The following is an 18,215-nucleotide window of genomic DNA, read 5'->3' on the forward strand; positions in this document are numbered from 1 at the left end:
ATTATCCAAAGAGATTGAAAAAATTCGACAAAAAGCTCCATTTTTCCTGATTTTCATATACACTATCCATTGATTTCCTGCAACTTCCGCAATATGATATTTTTAAGACATAATCCATATTACTTATTCCATAAGTCCTACATTAATTCGCGGTCAACTTGAGGGGGCTAATATTTTGAGTCATTCCGGTATCGAATCACTGATCGATTCGGCCACACTGCTGCGATCCATTGATAAGATGGGGATCGGCCTAGCCATTACCGATCCTAATTTAAAGGATAACCCGCTCGTCTACGTCAATCAGGGCTTTGAAATGATAACCGGATATACTCGCGAAGAAGTGCTCATGCGAAATAGCCGGTTTCTGCAAGGCGAAGAGACGGATGAAGCTCATTTGAAGGTTATCCGGCAGGCGATCAAGGAAGGCCGGACCGATACTGTGACGATTAAAAACTACAAAAAAGATGGAAGCACGTTCTGGAATCAGTTTATTATTTGCCCTGTCATCAATTCGGAGGGCGAGCCGACCTATTTCATCGGCCTGCAATTCGATGTCACCAAGGAGATGGAAGAACGGGACGCCTCCGAGCAAAGAATCAAAATGCTCTCTAATTTCGATCCTCTCACCGGACTTCTGAACAATAATGGCTTCCGGGAAGCGATGAAGAGGGAATTCCAGGCATCGGAAATGAATGCCCGTACTGCCGCTGTTATCCGCTTGAACCTAAACCGGTTCCGCTACATCAATGAAAGCTACGGTGAAGGCACTGGCAACGAGTTGCTTAAGGAAGTAGCGCGGAGACTTAAGAATACCTTGACGGAAGGAACGTCGATTTGCCGCAGCTTCGCGGATGATTTCATCGTCCTGCTCTCCAGCATTACCGACCCGCTGCAGGTTCATGAGATCGCAATTCAGCTGAACGACGTCCTAAGACGGCCGTATTTTCTCTCTGATGAGGAAATCACGCTGGGATTCGGGATGGGGATCAGCCTTTATCCCGATGACGGATGCGAATCGGCCATTCTGCTTAAGCACGCCGAGCTTGCGATGAAGGAAGCCAAAATAGAGGTGCTCAACGGACCGCATTATTTCGATTATTACTTGCTGGACAAGCTGCTAGAGCGGGTCAATATTGAGAAAAAGCTGCCGCGGGCACTGGCTGAGGGGGAATTCGAGCTCCATTATCAGCCGAAAATCGATGCGGCCACCCGGGCGCTTACCGGACTAGAGGCACTGATCCGCTGGAATGATCCCGAACTAGGGCGTATTTCCCCCGCCTCGTTTATTCCGATCGCCGAAGATACCGGCTTTATCGTGCAATTGGGAGAATGGGTGCTGTGGGAAGCTTGCCACACGAACAAAAAGTGGCAGAACGCCGGATATCCGAAGCTGCCGATCTCGGTCAACGTCTCCGCGGTCCAGTTCCGGCATCCCCATTTTGTTCATATGGTCACGCATGTGCTGGAGCAGACGGGACTAGACCCGCAGTATTTGGAGCTGGAACTGACGGAATCGCTTATCAACAACCCGATGATGATTAAGGAAAAGCTCGATTCCCTTAAGGAAAAAGGCATCAGCTTATCACTGGACGACTTCGGTACAGGCTACTCCTCCATTTATTATTTAAAGACGTTGCCTTTGCAGGTGTTAAAGATCGATCGCACGTTCGTTCAAGAAACACCCTCCTCCCAGCGGGACAGCTCGCTGCTCCGCTCGATTATCGAGCTGGGCAAATCTTTAGGTATGACCGTACTGGCGGAAGGCGTCGAGACTGAAGAGCAATTCAAATTCCTGCAGGAAATCGGCTGCGATCAAATTCAAGGCTTCTATTACAGTCGGCCACTGGAAGAACAGGCTGCCGAGCAGTTGCTGAAGTCAGCAAACGGCAGAGAAGAACTGGCGCTTTAGGAAGCAACATAGCAAATAAACGCCCCAAGGGCTTAAGACGGCTTATTGCGAAATCGTTCAAGCGATTTCGCGATAGGCCTTTTTGCGCTGACTTGTGGCATGCAGCCGCTCACTATACTTTCAGCAAACGTTCAGTTTGATTTCAGCTTTGTTTAATTTACGCTCTGTAAACTATTCTTGAAGCTGTTTAATTTTAGGATATACATAACTTTAAAGAAAGTTGGAATGGCCTGATGAAGAAAAAATGGCTATGGCTCGGTCTTGGAGTAGCTGCCATCCTGATCATCGCTTCCTCGCTTTACATGATATTGGCGAAGGACAAGCAGGCGCAGCAGCCAGTTATGGAGCAGAACACAACCCGGGTTGCCAAAGGAGATATCGTCGTCAGCGTCTCCGGAGCCGGCAGCATTATTTCCACGGAAGAAGAGACGGTTCGTACAAAAGACGAAGGCGTCGTTGCCGAAGTGAAGGTCAAGGAGGGCGATGTCGTCCAAAAGGGACAAACGCTGCTGACCTTTGAGGACAATGATCTCGGCGACAACATTGCCGCCAAGGAATCCTCCCTAGAAACTGAGCAGCTGAATCTGGAGGAATTGCAGGACAAGTACAAACGCGAAGTTTACAACGGAGGAAACGAAGAATCGCTCTCCTCCATCAAACTGTCCATAACCAAACAGGAGAAGAGCATCCAGACAATTAGGGATGAGATCGCCTCACTAAAAGAAGATATGGTCGCCCCGGACCCGTTAACCGCACCGATCGGCGGGACGATAACGAAGGTCAATATTTCTTCCGGCGAGCGGGCAAAGGAAGGGAACGAGCTCTTCACTCTTATTGATTATCAAGCACTAAGCGCGACCGTCAGCATCGATGAACTGGATATCCCCAAGGTGCAGACGGGAATGCGGGCCGAGGTCAAACTCGATGCGATCCCCAACCAGACATTTGCTGGCGTCGTTACCGACATTGCCAATGAAGGAAAAGCCTCAGGAGGGGTGTCGCTATTTGATGTAACGGTAAAGCTTGATGAGTCCGAGGGCATCCGCGTAGGCATGTCGGCGGAGGTCACGATTATCCTGGAAGAGAAAACGGATGTGCTGACCCTGCCTATCGAGGCCGTACAGCAGTTCGGAGAAGACTATATGGTTATCCTTCCTTCCACTGACAAGACGGATTCCAACCCGGAAGCACCGGCAAGCACTGGACGGAACATGCCGAATTCGAATGCATCGTCGCCTGAATCAGGGCAGCAAGGACGGCAAAGCCGCCAAGGACAGCAGGGACAGCAAGGAAGCAGCGGGAACCCGGCTGGAAGGCAGATGCAGAAGGTGGAGGTCGGAGTTCACGACGAGACACGCATCGAAATTGTGAGCGGGCTGCAGGAAGGCGATGAGGTCGTCATCCCGACGGTTCGAAGAGCCGCTGCTTCCAACAATCAAGCCGGACAGCAAATGATGCCTGGCGGTGGCATGCCGGGCGGTGGCTTCGGCGGAATGGGCGGAGATATGGGTGGCGGAAGTACGGGCGGCGGCATGTCCGGCGGAGGAGTTATGCGCAGAAGCGGAGGCGGCTTCCAATGACATTGACCGCGCAATCGCCGCAACCGTTAATCGAGGTTAAGGAGCTTGGCCACGGCTACATCATGGCTGGAGAAATGATGCCGGTGCTGCAAAATATTACTTTTACTATCCATCATGGAGAATTTGTCGCCATCATCGGGCCCTCCGGCTCGGGTAAATCCACCCTGATGAATATGCTCGGCTGTCTCGACATCGCGAATGAGGGCCGCTACCTGCTGGATGGCCTGGATGTCCGCGAACTATCCGACAATAAGCTGGCGCAAATCCGCAATGAAAAAATCGGCTTCATCTTTCAGCAGTACAACCTGCTGCCCAAATTATCCGCTTTCGAGAATGTAGAGCTGCCGCTCATTTACCGCAACGTTCCCCACAAGGAACGGCGCAAGGCCGCCGAGGATTCTCTGCGGCTCGTCGGACTCGAGGGCCGTATGCACAACCGCCCTTCGGCATTATCCGGCGGTCAGCAGCAGCGCGTGGCGATCGCCCGGGCCATCGCGGGCAAGCCGCCGATGCTGCTGGCCGATGAGCCGACGGGAGCGCTCGACAGTAAGACGGGCGCCGAGGTGATGGCCACAATGCAGGAGCTCAACCGGCTGGGCCATACAATTATCATCATCACTCACGACCTGAGCATTGCCGAGCAGGCCAAACGCATCATCCGGATCATGGACGGCAAAATCGTCGAAGATCGGGGGAATGAGCCTTGAACATTTACCAATGCATCAAAATGGCCTTTAAAAGCATAACAGGCAACAAAACACGCTCTTTCCTGACGATGCTGGGCATCATTATCGGCGTATCCTCCGTGATCACGCTGGTTTCTGTCGGCCAAGGCACGACGTCCTCCATCACCAAGCAGCTCCAAGGGCTCGGCACCGATCTGCTCACCGTTAATATTATGGGCCGCGGGGCGACCACTTCGCTGAGCTATGAAGAGGTTATGGAATTGAAGGAGATCAGCGGGGTGAAAACCGTCTCCCCGGTCATTTCCGGGAATGCAACAGTGAAGAAAGGAACCGTTAATGATACGTATTCCGTGGAAGGTATTACGCCGGCCTACGAAGAGGTAAAGAATTTCCACGTCCAATCCGGGCGCTACATTCTGGATATCGATAATGAATACCGGATGAAGGTAGCTGTAATCGGCTCCGAGGTCGCCAGTGATTTTTTTGGAACTAACGATCCCGTAGGTCAGACGCTGCAATTGAACGGGGTAAGCTTCAAAATCGTCGGCCTGCTGGAGACGATCGGTACCAGCGCGACGGGCTCCAATGACGATAAAATCCTCATCCCGATTTCGACGGCCGAACGATTCCTGCAGAGCCGGGGCATTCGTTCTTTCACCGTACAGGCTGCTTCGACTGATCTCGTCCCAAGCACGCAGGAGCGGCTGAAGGCCTGGCTGGACGAAAAGTTCATGTATACCGACAATGCGTATAGCGTCTTTAGCGCTCAGGAGATGATGGACACGCTGAATTCGACCACGCAGATGCTTTCGCTGGCCTTGGGAGGGATCGCAGGCATTTCCCTGCTCGTCGGCGGAATTGGCATCATGAATATCATGCTTGTGTCCGTCAGCGAACGAACGCGGGAAATCGGTGTGCGCAAAGCGATCGGGGCCAAGAAGCGAGACATTCTGCTCCAATTTCTGATCGAATCTACCGCGCTGAGCGGCTTCGGCGGCCTGATCGGCGTCGCGCTCGGCTATGGAGCCAGCGCCCTGATCGCCGGCATGTCCACCTTAAATACCGAAGTATCCATGTCGATTGTGGCCGTCTCCTTCAGCTTCTCGCTATTCATCGGCATCGTATTCGGCGTGATTCCGGCCAACAAAGCGGCCAAGCTGCGGCCTATTTACGCTTTGCGCACCGACTAAGCTGCATTTCGATCCAGCTCACAAGAAGATTATTGTAATAGACTACTTTAACCATCCATCAAAAAACTTACGATACCCTTCCTTCATCACCGTGCTCGAGAATTTGCCAAAAGCATATTCCCGGTTATCCAAGGAATGGGAGAACGGCGAGTCCAGCGCCATATTGACCAGTTCAAACCAATTGCGCTCATTCCCGGCGAAGGCATGCCGCGAGCTGATATGGTCATAGCAGGGATGCTCCGGCTTCACCACGATTTTGCCCATGGCCAGTGCTTCGGTCAGCGGCATCGCAAACGTATCGAACTTGGAGCAGCTCCAATATACTTTGGCTGAATTCATCAGCTGAAAAATCTCGGCCTGCGACAAGGCAAACTGCAGCTTGACGTTGCCCGGAATATCATATTTCTTCATGCTCTCCCGGTAGCGTTCGCCGCCAAATACCATGTACACCTCCCGGTCCGGATTGCGCCGGGCATATTCCAGCACCAAATCCGGCCGGCGGTTCTCCTCATCCCGGCCGATCCACAGCACGCGGTTATGCACGATCGCATCCGGATCGAAATAACGATGCGCCAGCTCCTCGCTGAAGCCAATCGGAATCACATCGACGTCGGTTACGCCGAACACGCTGTCCAGCTGCTTTTTCAGGAACTCGGTCTGTACGATGGCCTTGTCTACGATGCTGTAGAAGGGCTTCATCATTTCGTACCCCGTCAGGGCCGGATCCGGAAAGCTGTGCGGAAACAGGACGCTATTCTTGATAAACATCTTCAAATAAGTAAATCCGGATACCGTGAAGATGACATGCTCGATTCCCTGGGCGTAAATTTGGTCAAGTACGATATCGTAATTGACCAAATCCCCTTTTTCATGCTCGTAACCCGGAATCCAGTCATGACCGCTGACATGGCGCTCCGGCGAAATAAAGATGATTTCTACTCCAAGCTCAGCCGCCAGAGCCTTAAGGCGCTCAGCAAACACGCGCGGCCCCTGGGCTTCGGCAAATTGGATTTTACGCATAATTAGTCCGATCTTTTTCACTGGCTTGCCGTCCTTTCCGTGTAATTCTGTTCCAGCAATCGTGCAAGCTGGCCTTTACCTCACCGCGTTGAGCCAAAAGCTCCGCTTCGGACCAAACGCCTCCGCCCTGCCGCAGATCATTCGCGATCAGCATTAGCATCCATAGCGAGAATACCACCGCAAACAAGCTGTAGGCTTCTATGAATGCCTCCTCGTCCTCCCACGGTTTGCCGTAATAAGCAGACTGCTTCAAGTAATGCCGCAATATCTGCTCACGATAGGCCAGCGTCATCTGCTTGGGGTACCGAGGATGCGCCATATCGATCAAATAATACAAATCCCAATAAGGAACGTTCAAATGAGCGTGCTCCCAGTCCAGGATGTACAACTTGCCGCTCTCCGTTACCGTGTAATTGCCAAGATGCAAATCCCCGTGCGACAATACCTTCGCTTCCTCCGTCAACAGGCCAAAGCCCGCTTGGTCCAGCTCGCTCAAAATATCCTCGGCCCACCTGCAAGGCAGCCCCGCTGCTTCCAAGGCAAGCTCCGTCTCTTCGCTTCGCAAGCGCAGGTCAGCGGCCAACTGCCGCAATCCCGGCTTCTGCCCCGTATCCGGGACATCACCCCAATGCTCTGCGGGATAAGAGTGCCACCAAGCAATCTGTTTGGCCACAAGCAGGGCGTGCCTGACGTCGAAGCAATGGCTGATCGCTCCCAAATCCTCAAAGATCCCCCAGCCCGCCTCGCCTTGGCCAGGTTCAGAACACGCAATCAACTGCGGATATATAGGCGGGAAGGAGGATAGGATATGCTCATGCACCCAGGCCTCGCGATCCCCGCTCCCCTCGTGGGTGACCGGCTTGAATACGTAGCTTCGTTCGGGGGAGGCATAGAAGCGCTCCACGAACTTGCCGTTCATACCCTGATAAAGTTTTTCCCTTCTCCACACATAGCGGTCATTCAGCTCGCCGCTCTCGGATACATATTTAAGGACATCGTTCGTCTCTTGCATATCGTTCATCATGTTACCTTTCGGGTACAAGTTTATTATTGTAAGGGTACTAACCCTGAGATTGATTGTCAAACAAGAGAATTGTTCTGGAAAAGAGGGGGTTTTCAATCCGTCTCAAGAAGCGATTATGGCAATCATGGGTTATAATATATAGGATATGGATACTAGACCCTGAGAATTATGATTTGCCAAGGAGGATCAACATGTTTGACCGCTTCCCCGCCCTATCCACCGCGCGCCTTCAATTGCGAGAAGTGACGCTGCAGGATATGGACGCGGCTGCAGAGCTTTATGGAAATTCCATGATGATTAAGACTTTCCAGGGACATGAGAAGCACCTGGACATTCAGCCGAGCAAGGAAACCCGCAGAACGTCAGTCCCGGAACGGGAGGCCGCTGCACACCGCATACAGGAATGGTTTATGACCCCCCACCAGGAACAGCGGGGAATTCGCTTCGGCATTTATCTTAAACACAGCAATCGGCTGATCGGTTCCTGCGGCTTTTGCCATTGGAACAAAGCTCATTATAAGGCAGAGCTTGTATTTGAGCTTCATCCCGAATTCCGTAAGCGGGGCCTGCTCAAAGAAGCGCTAAACGCCCTCTTTAATTTTGGCTTCGATACTATGAAGCTGAACCGGATCGAAGCACGGGTTGAGGGCAGCAACCAGGCCGCCCATCGCACGCTGTTATCATTAGGCTTCCGCCACGAGGGCATCGAACGGGAGGCCGAATTCGAGGACGGCGAATTCATCGATATCGCCTGCTTCAGCCTGCTAAAGAGCGATGGCCCGCCGCCTGTGCATCTCGTCAAATGAAGAGCCTTCCAAATCGACATAAACGCAAAGAACCTGAGGCAACGCCTCAGGTTCTTTCTTTGTATGGGTGAGTTACAGCTAATATTATGCTCTAATGTTTTCGGTGGCTGCGCCCAACACTTTCGGCACTCCTGCCTACTACTGTTGGCCTGGTCATCCTCGCGCAGCCGTTCCTATCTGCTTAAGGATTGGCAATCGTCAGGGCTGCGGAGTTGGACGGATCGGACAACCGGTTCACAGTCGCGTTCGTTCCGTCAGCAATGGACAGCACGTAGGCCTGGTAAGCCGTGCCTGCTGTGATCGCATTGCCGGAGGCGTCCACATCGGCCTCGGTGAACGTCACGATAGGCGTTCCGCCCTTGCCGACGGTTCTATACAACCGCGACTCCAATCCGCTTGCCCGTACTTCGTTCATTCCCTCGCCTGCAGGCACAAGCAAAACCGCATAAGAGGAAACGCCGTTCTCGTTCGCCGGCTTGGTAAAGCTGACGATGAGGCTTGCCGAGTTGCCGTCAGCCGAGACGCTGACGCCTGTTGTTGTAGGGGCAGCAGGATCAACAACCGTTAAGCGGATTTCGCCGGACGGACCGGCCAGGGCATTCAATGAAGCCGTGTTGCTCTTGGAAACGGACAGAACGTACACCCGGTAGGCTTCGCCCGTCTTCAGTCCATTACCGTTCACGTCACGCGTAGAAGCCGTCAAAGCCTGGGAGACATCTCTGCCTGCCGCGACCACTGTATAGTTAGGCGATCTCACTGCGTTGGCTTCTTCCTTGCCGAAAAATTGGCTTGTCGGCACAACCAGGATGCGATGCTCGGAGATATTGTTCTCGGCGGCAGATCTTGTGAAGTTAACGACGATATCCCGTCCGTCGCCATTATTCCCGTTGACTGTCGCCGTCAAATTCCCGACAGGCGTTACTGCACTGTTGCCGCTAAGCGAAATTGCCGCGGAAGCAGCGGATAATGCGCTTGGGCTTGCGGAGCCGTCATAGCCTACGGAGAGCACGAATACGCGATAGCTTACACCGTTGCGAATGGCCGCTCCGTCCACATCCCGCGCGTTATAAGGAAGCGTAAAGCTCAAGTAGGAGCCGGCTTTGTCGACGCGGGTATAGTTTGCAGCGGAAACCCCGAGCGCCTTAGAAGCATTAAAGCTGCCCGTATTCGCGGCTTTCACTACAAATACGCGGTAATGGCTAATATTCGATTCATCAGAAGCGCGGGTGAACGAGACCTGCAAATCCCGGCCATCGTTATTGTCATTCACATCTTTTACATCCAGGCCGCTGACAGCGCCAATGTTATAGTTGTTGCTCAGCGTGATCGCGGAGGATGCTGCAGACAGAGCGTTACTGCCCGCATAATTGCCGCTGCCTACCGAGAGCACGAACACCCGGTAGCTGACCCCGTTGCGGATAGCCGCACCGTCGACGTCCTTCGCATTGGAAGACAACGCCTGCGTTACATAGCTATTGCTACCTTTGTTAATTTGTGTGTAGTTCTCTTTGGATACGGCATTCGCTTTCTTCAAATCGAAGTTGCCCGCATTGGAAGCTTTGACAACAAGAACGCGGTAATGGCTCAGATTGGATTCATCCGAAGCCCGGTTGAACGACACCAGTAGGTCGCGGCCGTCGTTATAGTCGCTGACATCGCTGACGTTCAGATTCGAAACCTTGCCTACGCTGTAATTGTTAAGCAGTGTAACCGAGTAGGACGGGCTGGACAGCGCATTGTTGCCTGCATAAGCGCCGCTGCCTACCGCCATCACGAATACCCGGTAGTTGACCCCATTGCGGATAGTCGCACCGTCTACATCCCTCGCCCCCGAAGGCAAGTTGCGATTAAAGTTATAACCGTCTTTGTTCCATTCGGTATAATTCGCGCTGGATACATTGTTTGCTTTCGTCAGATTAAAGGAACCGTAATCGCTGGCTTTCACGACGAACACGCGGTATCCGCTAATTTTGGATTCATCCGACAGTCTCGTGAAGCTAATGCGCAGGTCACGGCCATCCCCATAATCGCTTTCGTCAAGTACCTGCGTAATGACTGGTGCCGCAACTGAGCCCGTGCTCAGCGTAATCGAAGATGATGCGGAAGACAGCTTATGCGCTGCGTTACCCGTATTGTTGCTGATCGACTGTACAAATACGGTATAAGGCACGCCGTTCTTGATATAGTCTCCGGAAGTATCTCTTGTGCTTGAGCTTAACGCTGTCGACAACGTGCTGTTTGATGTTTTGTTGACGACGCTGTAATACTGGCTGGACAGCCCGTTGGCCGTTGCAAGATCGAACTTGCTTGCATCCTTCGTCTTGACGACAAAGATGCGGTAGCTGGAAATATCGCTATCCTTGGAAGGTCTCGTAAAAGTTACGTACAGATCTCTGCCGTCTCCATGGTCGCTGACGTCAGTGACCCTCACGTTCGATACCGCCTCCACTGAATTCTTGGTGCCCAGCGTGATGGAAGACGATGGGTAAGACAGGGCGCTAGCCAAGTTGCCCTTGCCGACCGAAACCACGTAGACTACGTAAGATTGGCCCGCCTTGATCAAATCCCCTTCGACATCGCGGGACTGTGCCGTTAACGTCATTGTCGGATCGATGCTTCCGACCGCTGCGCTCGTATAGTTGGCGGAAGGTACCTTCAGGGCGGCGGCCAGGTTAAACCCGGACGTTTTGTTCGCCTTAACGACCATTACCCGGTAATGATCGATGGAGGACTGATTCGAAGCCCGCGAGAAGCTAATCTGCAGATCGCGGCCGTCCCCGTTATCGGCGACATCACTCGCCGATACGTATGTGACCGGATCGGCTGCCACCGGATTGCTGTTCGTCGTTATATACACGGTTTTGCTGGGAGCATCCCATACGACATCTTCGCCTAGAGCCTCACTGACGAAACGGACCGGAACCAACGTTCTTCCCTGCAGAATTTGCGCCGGTACGTCAAGGCTCAACGTTTGGTTGTTGACCGTAGCCGTCTTGGCATTGATCTTCAGTACGACGGTCGTGCCGTCTTTCCACGCGGACACAGTCTTCGTCTTATTGTTCCAATCCACCTCTGCATCCAGCGCCTCGAATATGGCGCGCAGAGGCAGCATTGCCCGACTGCCAACTAGAACCGGTGCTTGATCCGTCGGCAGTTTGACCCCGTTAATATAAATGCTGATTGCTTGCGCTGCTTGAGCTGGTGTCTGTAGTACTAATGGAAAAATTAAGAGTGCTGATAGTATAGTAGCCCAAAATTTCCTCACATGCTTAACCTCCTATGTCTTGGTATATATTTCTTACCCATGTTGGCATTGCCTTGACTATTTGACGTGTCTAGACGAGCAAAAGTTTCTTAGGATGTCTATTTTTTTCTTGTAAATGCATAAATCGCCTATCGGGACAAGACATTTGCCCCTGCTTAAATAGGCGCCTGCAGGCCGCCCATAAGCGATAATTCGCTCCAATCCCCGTCAAAAATAAAACGCCTTCCGGGTCAACAGTCCCGAAAGGCGCTTTTTCAAAAAAGCGTATATACATTTCATTTAGCGACGCTTCGGCAGCAGCTTCACGTATTCGTCCGACAGCTTCATAAGCGAGGTCACGTACTCATAATCCTGGCGATACCGGGCAAAATCCGCAACCGGCTCCAGCGTCTTGATCGATACGGCTTGTCCGTCCTCAAAGCCTTGTCCAGGGGTAAACATGATTTCATCATTGAAGAAGGAGCCCGTTGGCAAATAGTAGCGGACACCGAACACATTGCGGTCAATGTTCAGCAAATCCTGGCCCATAGCCGTAAATTGCTCTTTAGCCAAGGAGACCCCAAGCAAGTTGGCAACGGTCGGCAGCATATCGACCTGGCCTCCCGCCCGCTCAGACACAATGCCGAGCTCCTTGCCGGGCACATGGATGATCAGAGGAATGTTGAACCGGCTGACCGTATCATCATAAGGGATACCCAGGCTTGCCGTAATTTCCTCCTTACTCGTCTCGTGAGGCTGAAGCCCGAAATGGTCACCATAGAACACGAGCATTGTGCTGTCCCATAAATCGGTTTCCTTCAGCTGCTCGATCAGTTGGCCGATGGCATAATCGGTATAATGAATAGCATTGATGTAATTCCCCAAATTTGTTCCCTTCAGCTCGTCCGGCAGCTCAATTTGCTGGAACGATTCCGGAACAGTGAACGGCGAATGGCTTGAGGTCGTTATGAACTGGGCATAGAACGGCTTGTTCCGCGCATGCAGATCCGCCAGCTTCTCCACGCCGACCCGGTACATCTCCTCATCCGAAGCCCCGTAGTCATTGAAATGATCATTATTAAATGCAGGCTTGTCGTAATATTGGTTAAAGTTGAGCGCAGGATACAGCTTATTCCGATCCCAGAACGTGACCTTGTTAACGTGGAACGTATTGGCCGAATACCCCCGCTCTTGCAGCAATCTAGGCAGGCTGGGCAGCTCACGGTTGCCATAGCCGGTAGACATCGCTACCGCCGCCGTCGGATAAATGGAGGTGTTGAACATAAATTCGGCATCCGACGTATTGCCTTGTCCGATTTGCTGATACATGTGCGGGAAATAAATGCCTTCTTCCGCCAGCTTATTCAATACCGGCGTAATCTCTGCCCCGTTATTCAGCTTTAAGTTAATCGGGAAATTTTGAAAGGATTCCATCTGGATGACGATTAGATTCATCTCGTGGGCGATCCCGAAATATTCGGGAGTTTTAGCAGCATCCGCCTTGGTTCGATAAGGATAGCTGCTCTGCAGCTTGGCGATATTGGCCCGCGTCTCTTTGATGTTTCCCTCCGTGATCATCCGGTCCTCTTCCCGATTGTTGACAGCGGCGACGACCTGATAATTCAGGAATCCAATCTTCTCCGCCCGGACGAGCTCATTGTCGATCAGCCTGCCCTGCAGTACATAGTATGCGGAACAGACTGCGCTGATCAGCAGCAGCCCGGACACGGCCGTATTCCAAATCCAATTCCGGCTCTTTCGCTGCTCGGTAAAGAACGTATATACCACACCTCTTCGGCGGCGGTTAACCATTCGGACGATCTGCCAGCATGCGGCAAATACAAAATCCGCAAAAAACAAAAACTGCTCTGGCCTTAGCAGTGCGCCAACGCTGGCCCGTACCTGGGGAACCTGGTTTAATCCGCTAAGGACGGCGTACGTAGGCACCGTACCGAAATGGGCGTAATACAGAGCCGATGAGAAGAACAGAAAAGAAAATACCGCATTCAGGCTCCAAAATACAACTCTTTTGCCTCGGGCCGGCGTTACCAGTTCAACAAGACATAACAGCCCCAGGACGGACAACAATTCCCCGGGCAGACCGCTCCATTCGATTGTGCCAAAAAAGAAAGTCCGCAGCAGCAGCAGCTTGAGAATCAGCAGCGTACCGGCCATGACCAGCTTCGATTTATACCATACGTTAATTCGGTCCATATTCATTCCTTTCCCCTTGCCTGATATGTCTAAAAAACTACTTGCCTATACTTATCTAAACAGTGCACTGAACATTATAACATTAGCCTAAAAAATTTGGTAATTAATGGGCTATTACGGAACTGAGCGCTTATTCCTGTTTCTCCATCATTTGGCGCAGTTTATACTCCGTAGAAGTGTCCGGAGCAGGAGTATAAATACTGCAGCGTAAATCCACATTTCCGTGCACCTGCAGCGACGTGAGCTGAAAATGCATTTTGCCCCCTTTCGCGTGCCTGAACTCCAGAATAACCTCCGGGGCTGAGCTGACCTCGCTTTGCTCCCACAGCTGATTGAAGTCCGGATGAGCCGACTTCATCTCCCTCAAGAAGTGTTCATACCATTCATCTTCCACGTACTGGCCATAATAGGCGCGAAAAATCGCCAGGAACCCCCGTACAAACTGCTCCCAATTGACGGCCAACCTGCGAAATTCCTGCCTCGTGAACAGTAGGGAAATCATGTTCCTCTGCTCCACCGGAATCTGTTCGAAGTCGAGGAACACATGCGAGGCCGCCTCGTTCCAGCCGACAATCTGGCATCTTCGGTCAGAAATAATTGTAGGACAGTATTTTAGCTCATGCAAAATCGTCTGCAAAGAGGGACTTATTTCCGGTTGCCCTTCTTGCAGCAGCTGGCCCGCCGTGATCGGCCCTCCTCCGGTGTCCATCGCTAAAGCATACAAATAATTGCGCTCATCCCGGGTCAGTTGCAATGCTGCCGCAATGTTATCCAGGACGGAAGCGGAAACTTTAATGTCCCTTCCCTGCTCCAGCCAGGTATACCAGGTCGTGCTCACACCAGCGAGCTGGGCAACCTCCTCCCTGCGCAATCCGGGTGTTCTGCGCCGCGTTCCTGCCGGCAGCCCTACCATCTGGGGAACGATCTTGGCCCGCTGCGTCTTCAAAAATGCGGATAGCTCCTGTAGTCTCGTCTCCTGCTTCACCCCTGCTCCTCCTTTGCCGAAAACTTAAAGTGGTACTGATTATACTATAATAAACAACAACTTGTAATAGGATAACTCGTATGACACAATAGCTCCCATAACAGCTCTAAAGGAGGTTCTCATGGAAAGAGTTGCAATTACGGGGCTGGGTGTGATCTCACCGCTCGGCAATCAGGCGGAGTTGTTCTGGAATCGCCTGATTCATGGGGAATCAGGCATTTCCAGCATTGATACTTTCGATACATCCAGACATAAAACGAAGATCGCCGGGCTGGTACAGGACTTCGATGCCGAAGCGCTGTTCGGCCGCAAGGAGGCCCGGCGAATGGACCGCTTCTGCCAATTTGCGCTGGCTGCTGCCGATCAAGCCATTGCCGATGCTGGGCTAGATTTGGAGCAAATCGACAAGGAGCGCATGGGGGTATATGTCGGCTCCGGCACAGGAGGAATCGGCACCCTTCTCGAACAGAGCAGGCTGCTGCAGGAACGGGGGCCTGAACGAATTAGCCCGGTGCTCGTTCCGATGATGATTTCGAATATGGCCGCGGCGATGATCAGCATTAAATACGGGGCCGCCGGACCCACGCTATCGCCGGTCACTGCTTGCTCGATCGGGAATACGTCGATCGGGGAAGCCTATCGCCTCATCGCCTCCGGCGGTGCCGATCTCGTCATTGCCGGAGGGACGGAGGCTGCGATCACGGACATTTCCGTCGCCAGCTTCGGCAATGCCACCGCGCTCTCGACGCGCAATGACGAGCCGGCCAAGGCAAGCAGGCCGTTTGATAAGGATCGGGACGGTTTCGTCATGGCAGAAGGCGCCGGCATCCTCATTCTGGAGTCGTTCAGCCATGCCAAGCGGAGAAATGCACATATCTACTCTGAAGTGATCGGCTACGGGGCTACCTCGGATGCCTACCATATCGTCGCAACCCATCCGGAAGGCATCGGGGCTTATCGGGCGATGAAGCTTGCGCTCAAGGAAGCGGGTATCGAGCCTCAGGATGTGGACGTGATTAGCGCCCATGCCACAAGCACCGAGGTCGGCGACTGGTCGGAGACGAAGGCGATCAAGAAGCTGTTCGGCGAGCATGCCGGCCATATTCCGGTAACGGCCAACAAATCGATGACCGGACATATGCTTGGTGCGGCCAGCGCCGTGGAAGCCGTAGCCCTTGTCAAATCGCTGGAGCAGGGCATCATTCCGCCAACGATCAATCTGGACAATCCCGACCCGGCTTGCGACCTGGATTACGTGCCCCATGTGGCGCGGCAGGCCAAGCTGCGCATCGGAATATCCAACTCCTTCGGATTTGGCGGCCATAATGCGGTGATCGTCTTGAAGGCCTATGAGGAATAGCTTTAGCTACACTTAAAATAAAGGAGCCCCGCCAGCACAAAGGCCAGCGGGGCTTATAGCATAGATCGTTATTCTACTAAATCGGCTGCACCCGCATTGGATGCCACTTGTTCCGGGTTTTTGCAGCCGGGAATGACCGAGCTTACGATCGGGTTCTTGAGGCACCAGGCCAACGCCCATTGCGCCATATCCACGCCCGCCGGAACTTCCTCCCGTTGAATCCGCTCGACCTCCTCCAGCTTGCGGCGAACGTCCTCTGCATCCTTACGATGCCGCACATCCGTTGCATCGAATTGAGCGCCAGGCTTATATTTGCCGCTCAAGAAGCCGCTGGCCAGCGGAACGCGGGCTAGCACCCCGAGATCCTGACGTTCACAGGATGGGAAGACGCGCTTCTCCGGCTCGCGGTCCAGACGGTTATACACGACTTGGATCACCTTGGAGTTCACCTGGCTTGACGCATCGGTCTGGTGCAGATTGTCATTGCTGCCGATCGAGGTACCCAGATGCCGTATTTTGCCGGCTTGAACCTGTTTGTCCAGCATCGTCCACAGTTGATCGTTGTCGAATACTGCATCGGGCCCCGAGTGGAATTGGTATAAATCAATATAATCCGTTTTCAGCGCTTTGAGCGAAGCGTCCAACTGCTTCAGCACATCGTCGGCATCAAATACGTCCGTGCGGGTAAACCGCTCATGGAAGTGATGGCCGAATTTCGTCGCGATAACCCAGTCCTCCCGCTTGCGCCGGCTGATATAATCGCCGATAAACGACTCCGAGAGATGGTCGCCATAGCATTCTGCCGTATCGATAAGATTGATGCCGCATTCCTGGCCTTTATCGAGGATGGCATCAACCTCATCCTGATTGAACTGCATTCCCCACTCACCGCCAAACTGCCATGTTCCGATGCCGATGACGGATACGTTCAATTCTGTTTTGCCTAGTCTCCGATACTTCAACCTGATCCCTCCTTGAAATAACTGGCGGCTGATCCACATTGCCTTGCAATGGGCCAGTCCAACCTTCTTTCGTCCACATTGTACACTTGCCAGCGCTGCAAAACAAATCCAATAAAACAATTGCAACTATAGTAAACTATATGCATGCAAGATGACCGCAATCATTCTATAGGAGAGGAGCATTTCCATGGGAAAAAGAGCCTTGATCATCGGAGGCAGCGGCCTCGTTGGCCGCAAGCTGCTCAATATGCTGCTGAATGGGGAGCATTACGAAGCCGTGGTAGCGGTGGTTCGCGCCCCTCTTCATCTAGAGCATCCCAAGCTCACGGAGCTCATCATCGACTTTGATCAGTTGGAGCAATACGAGCGAACCTTCAGCGTGGATGACGTATTTTGCTGCCTCGGCACTACGATCAAAAAAGCCAAGACGCAGGATGCTATGTACAAAATCGATGTCGAATACCCGCTGACGGCCGCCAAACTGGCGCTCCGGCAAGGTGCGCGGCATTTTCTATTCATCAGCTCACTGGGCGCCAATCCGGACTCCCGCATTTTCTATTCCCGGATCAAAGGTATTGCCGAGCGGGAGCTTCGCCAAATGGCTTACGGCAGCCTATCCATTCTTCGTCCGTCCTTGCTGCTCGGCGACCGCCGGGAATATCGATTGGGTGAACGCTCAGCGGGAGCCATATTCCGAGCGCTTCCCTTTCTGTTCACGGGCCCTCTAAGCAAATATAGAGCGATCGAAGCCAGAACCGTAGCCCGTGCCATGTACCTTCTGGCCGTAAACGGCTCCCACGGGACGACCGTATATTCCTCCCGGCAAATCGAGCAATACGCCGGAGGGGCCTGAAGCCAGAGCGACCGCACCTCGGCTGTATGCCAAAGTGCGGTCGCTCTGCGTGTACGAATGTCCTATAAAGTGCCGCATCCAAGCAGCCGGCGCTTTATAAGCCCGTACAGACTGTCCTATGTATGAACCTAGGCCTTGATCGCTCTGCCTTCGCTATCTTTGAAGCTGCCTACAGCGATGACAATGAAGTCAACTAATGTCCAAATTCCAAGCCCGCCCAAAGTAAGCAGCATGATGATTCCCGTTCCAACCTTACCTACATAGAAACGGTGAACTCCCAAAGAACCCAGAAAGAACGCTAATAGCAGTGCAGCCACAAACGATTTATCACTTTTTTCCACGATACTTCCCCCTACAACTATAAGTTTTCTTGACTTATTAT

The 18,215-nt window shown here is 52.7% G+C and carries 14 protein-coding genes; 7 read left to right on the forward strand and 7 right to left on the reverse strand.

Annotation, left to right across the window (positions count from 1 at the left end):
* Window positions 1-175 precede the first annotated feature (175 nt).
* From ACYUJT_RS09240 to ACYUJT_RS09255, 4 genes are all read left to right on the forward strand, one after another.
* Window positions 176-1,909, forward strand: coding sequence for a putative bifunctional diguanylate cyclase/phosphodiesterase (locus ACYUJT_RS09240; RefSeq protein WP_460320883.1), 1,734 nt, complete (start codon window positions 176-178; stop codon window positions 1,907-1,909).
* Between the two features lie 233 nt (window positions 1,910-2,142).
* The gene (locus tag ACYUJT_RS09245; RefSeq protein ID WP_460320886.1) at window positions 2,143-3,489 is read left to right on the forward strand and encodes an efflux RND transporter periplasmic adaptor subunit; all 1,347 of its coding nucleotides are present in this window, start codon (window positions 2,143-2,145) and stop codon (window positions 3,487-3,489) included.
* On the forward strand, window positions 3,486-4,196 hold the full coding sequence (locus ACYUJT_RS09250) for an ABC transporter ATP-binding protein (protein ID WP_460320888.1): 711 nt from the start codon (window positions 3,486-3,488) through the stop codon (window positions 4,194-4,196). Before ACYUJT_RS09245 ends, ACYUJT_RS09250 begins: the two co-directional genes overlap by 4 nt.
* Window positions 4,193-5,365 (forward strand): ABC transporter permease, encoded by a 1,173-nt coding sequence (locus tag ACYUJT_RS09255; RefSeq protein WP_460320891.1) that lies wholly within the window; start codon window positions 4,193-4,195, stop codon window positions 5,363-5,365. Before ACYUJT_RS09250 ends, ACYUJT_RS09255 begins: the two co-directional genes overlap by 4 nt.
* A gap of 42 nt (window positions 5,366-5,407) precedes the next feature.
* Here the strand turns inward: ACYUJT_RS09255 and ACYUJT_RS09260 are convergent, their stop codons facing one another.
* Window positions 5,408-6,406, reverse strand: a complete 999-nt coding sequence (locus tag ACYUJT_RS09260; protein WP_460320893.1) for a glycosyltransferase — start codon at window positions 6,404-6,406, stop codon at window positions 5,408-5,410.
* On the reverse strand, window positions 6,378-7,406 hold the full coding sequence (locus ACYUJT_RS09265) for a phosphotransferase (RefSeq protein ID WP_460320895.1): 1,029 nt from the start codon (window positions 7,404-7,406) through the stop codon (window positions 6,378-6,380). Before ACYUJT_RS09265 ends, ACYUJT_RS09260 begins: the two co-directional genes overlap by 29 nt.
* Before the next feature lie 194 nt (window positions 7,407-7,600).
* Here ACYUJT_RS09265 and ACYUJT_RS09270 point away from each other — a divergent pair, with 194 nt between their 5' ends.
* Window positions 7,601-8,215: a GNAT family N-acetyltransferase gene (locus ACYUJT_RS09270; protein ID WP_460320897.1), complete on the forward strand. Its 615-nt coding sequence runs from the start codon at window positions 7,601-7,603 to the stop codon at window positions 8,213-8,215.
* Window positions 8,216-8,396: 181 nt separating this feature from the next.
* On the opposite strand, the gene ACYUJT_RS09275 is transcribed toward ACYUJT_RS09270, so the two are convergent.
* The 3 genes from ACYUJT_RS09275 to ACYUJT_RS09285 all read right to left on the reverse strand — a co-directional run bounded on the left by ACYUJT_RS09275 (window position 8,397) and on the right by ACYUJT_RS09285 (window position 14,658).
* Window positions 8,397-11,480, reverse strand: a complete 3,084-nt coding sequence (locus ACYUJT_RS09275; RefSeq protein ID WP_460320899.1) for a copper amine oxidase N-terminal domain-containing protein — start codon at window positions 11,478-11,480, stop codon at window positions 8,397-8,399.
* 279 nt (window positions 11,481-11,759) lie between these two features.
* Window positions 11,760-13,673, reverse strand: a complete 1,914-nt coding sequence (locus ACYUJT_RS09280) for an LTA synthase family protein (protein WP_460321604.1) — start codon at window positions 13,671-13,673, stop codon at window positions 11,760-11,762.
* Window positions 13,674-13,803: 130 nt separating this feature from the next.
* The gene (locus tag ACYUJT_RS09285; RefSeq protein WP_460320901.1) at window positions 13,804-14,658 is read right to left on the reverse strand and encodes a helix-turn-helix transcriptional regulator; all 855 of its coding nucleotides are present in this window, start codon (window positions 14,656-14,658) and stop codon (window positions 13,804-13,806) included.
* A 121-nt stretch (window positions 14,659-14,779) separates the two neighbouring features.
* On the opposite strand from ACYUJT_RS09285, the gene fabF reads away from it, so the two are divergent.
* Window positions 14,780-16,018, forward strand: a complete 1,239-nt coding sequence (gene fabF, locus ACYUJT_RS09290; protein ID WP_460320903.1) for a beta-ketoacyl-ACP synthase II — start codon at window positions 14,780-14,782, stop codon at window positions 16,016-16,018.
* Window positions 16,019-16,086: 68 nt separating this feature from the next.
* Here fabF and ACYUJT_RS09295 read toward each other — a convergent pair whose 3' ends face one another.
* On the reverse strand, window positions 16,087-16,980 hold the full coding sequence (locus ACYUJT_RS09295; RefSeq protein ID WP_460320906.1) for an aldo/keto reductase: 894 nt from the start codon (window positions 16,978-16,980) through the stop codon (window positions 16,087-16,089).
* A gap of 187 nt (window positions 16,981-17,167) precedes the next feature.
* Between ACYUJT_RS09295 and ACYUJT_RS09300 the strand changes: the two genes are divergently transcribed.
* A complete protein-coding gene (locus tag ACYUJT_RS09300) occupies window positions 17,168-17,833 on the forward strand; it encodes an oxidoreductase (protein ID WP_460320908.1) in 666 nt (221 codons plus the stop codon).
* A 128-nt stretch (window positions 17,834-17,961) separates the two neighbouring features.
* On the opposite strand, the gene ACYUJT_RS09305 is transcribed toward ACYUJT_RS09300, so the two are convergent.
* Window positions 17,962-18,174: a TM2 domain-containing protein gene (locus tag ACYUJT_RS09305; protein ID WP_460320911.1), complete on the reverse strand. Its 213-nt coding sequence runs from the start codon at window positions 18,172-18,174 to the stop codon at window positions 17,962-17,964.
* Window positions 18,175-18,215 lie beyond the last annotated feature (41 nt).

This window comes from Paenibacillus sp. YSY-4.3 (assembly GCF_054767475.1).

Bases quoted from the DNA above. Each gene is read 5' to 3' on its own strand.
- ACYUJT_RS09280 (WP_460321604.1), bottom strand. From the start codon at position 13,673: ATGGACCGAATTAACGTATGGTATAAATCGAAGCTGGTCATGGCCGGT.
- fabF (WP_460320903.1), top strand. From the start codon at position 14,780: ATGGAAAGAGTTGCAATTACGGGGCTGGGTGTGATCTCACCGCTCGGC.
- ACYUJT_RS09250 (WP_460320888.1), top strand. From the start codon at position 3,486: ATGACATTGACCGCGCAATCGCCGCAACCGTTAATCGAGGTTAAGGAG.
- ACYUJT_RS09265 (WP_460320895.1), bottom strand. From the start codon at position 7,406: ATGAACGATATGCAAGAGACGAACGATGTCCTTAAATATGTATCCGAG.
- ACYUJT_RS09270 (WP_460320897.1), top strand. From the start codon at position 7,601: ATGTTTGACCGCTTCCCCGCCCTATCCACCGCGCGCCTTCAATTGCGA.
- ACYUJT_RS09245 (WP_460320886.1), top strand. From the start codon at position 2,143: ATGAAGAAAAAATGGCTATGGCTCGGTCTTGGAGTAGCTGCCATCCTG.
- ACYUJT_RS09300 (WP_460320908.1), top strand. From the start codon at position 17,168: ATGGGAAAAAGAGCCTTGATCATCGGAGGCAGCGGCCTCGTTGGCCGC.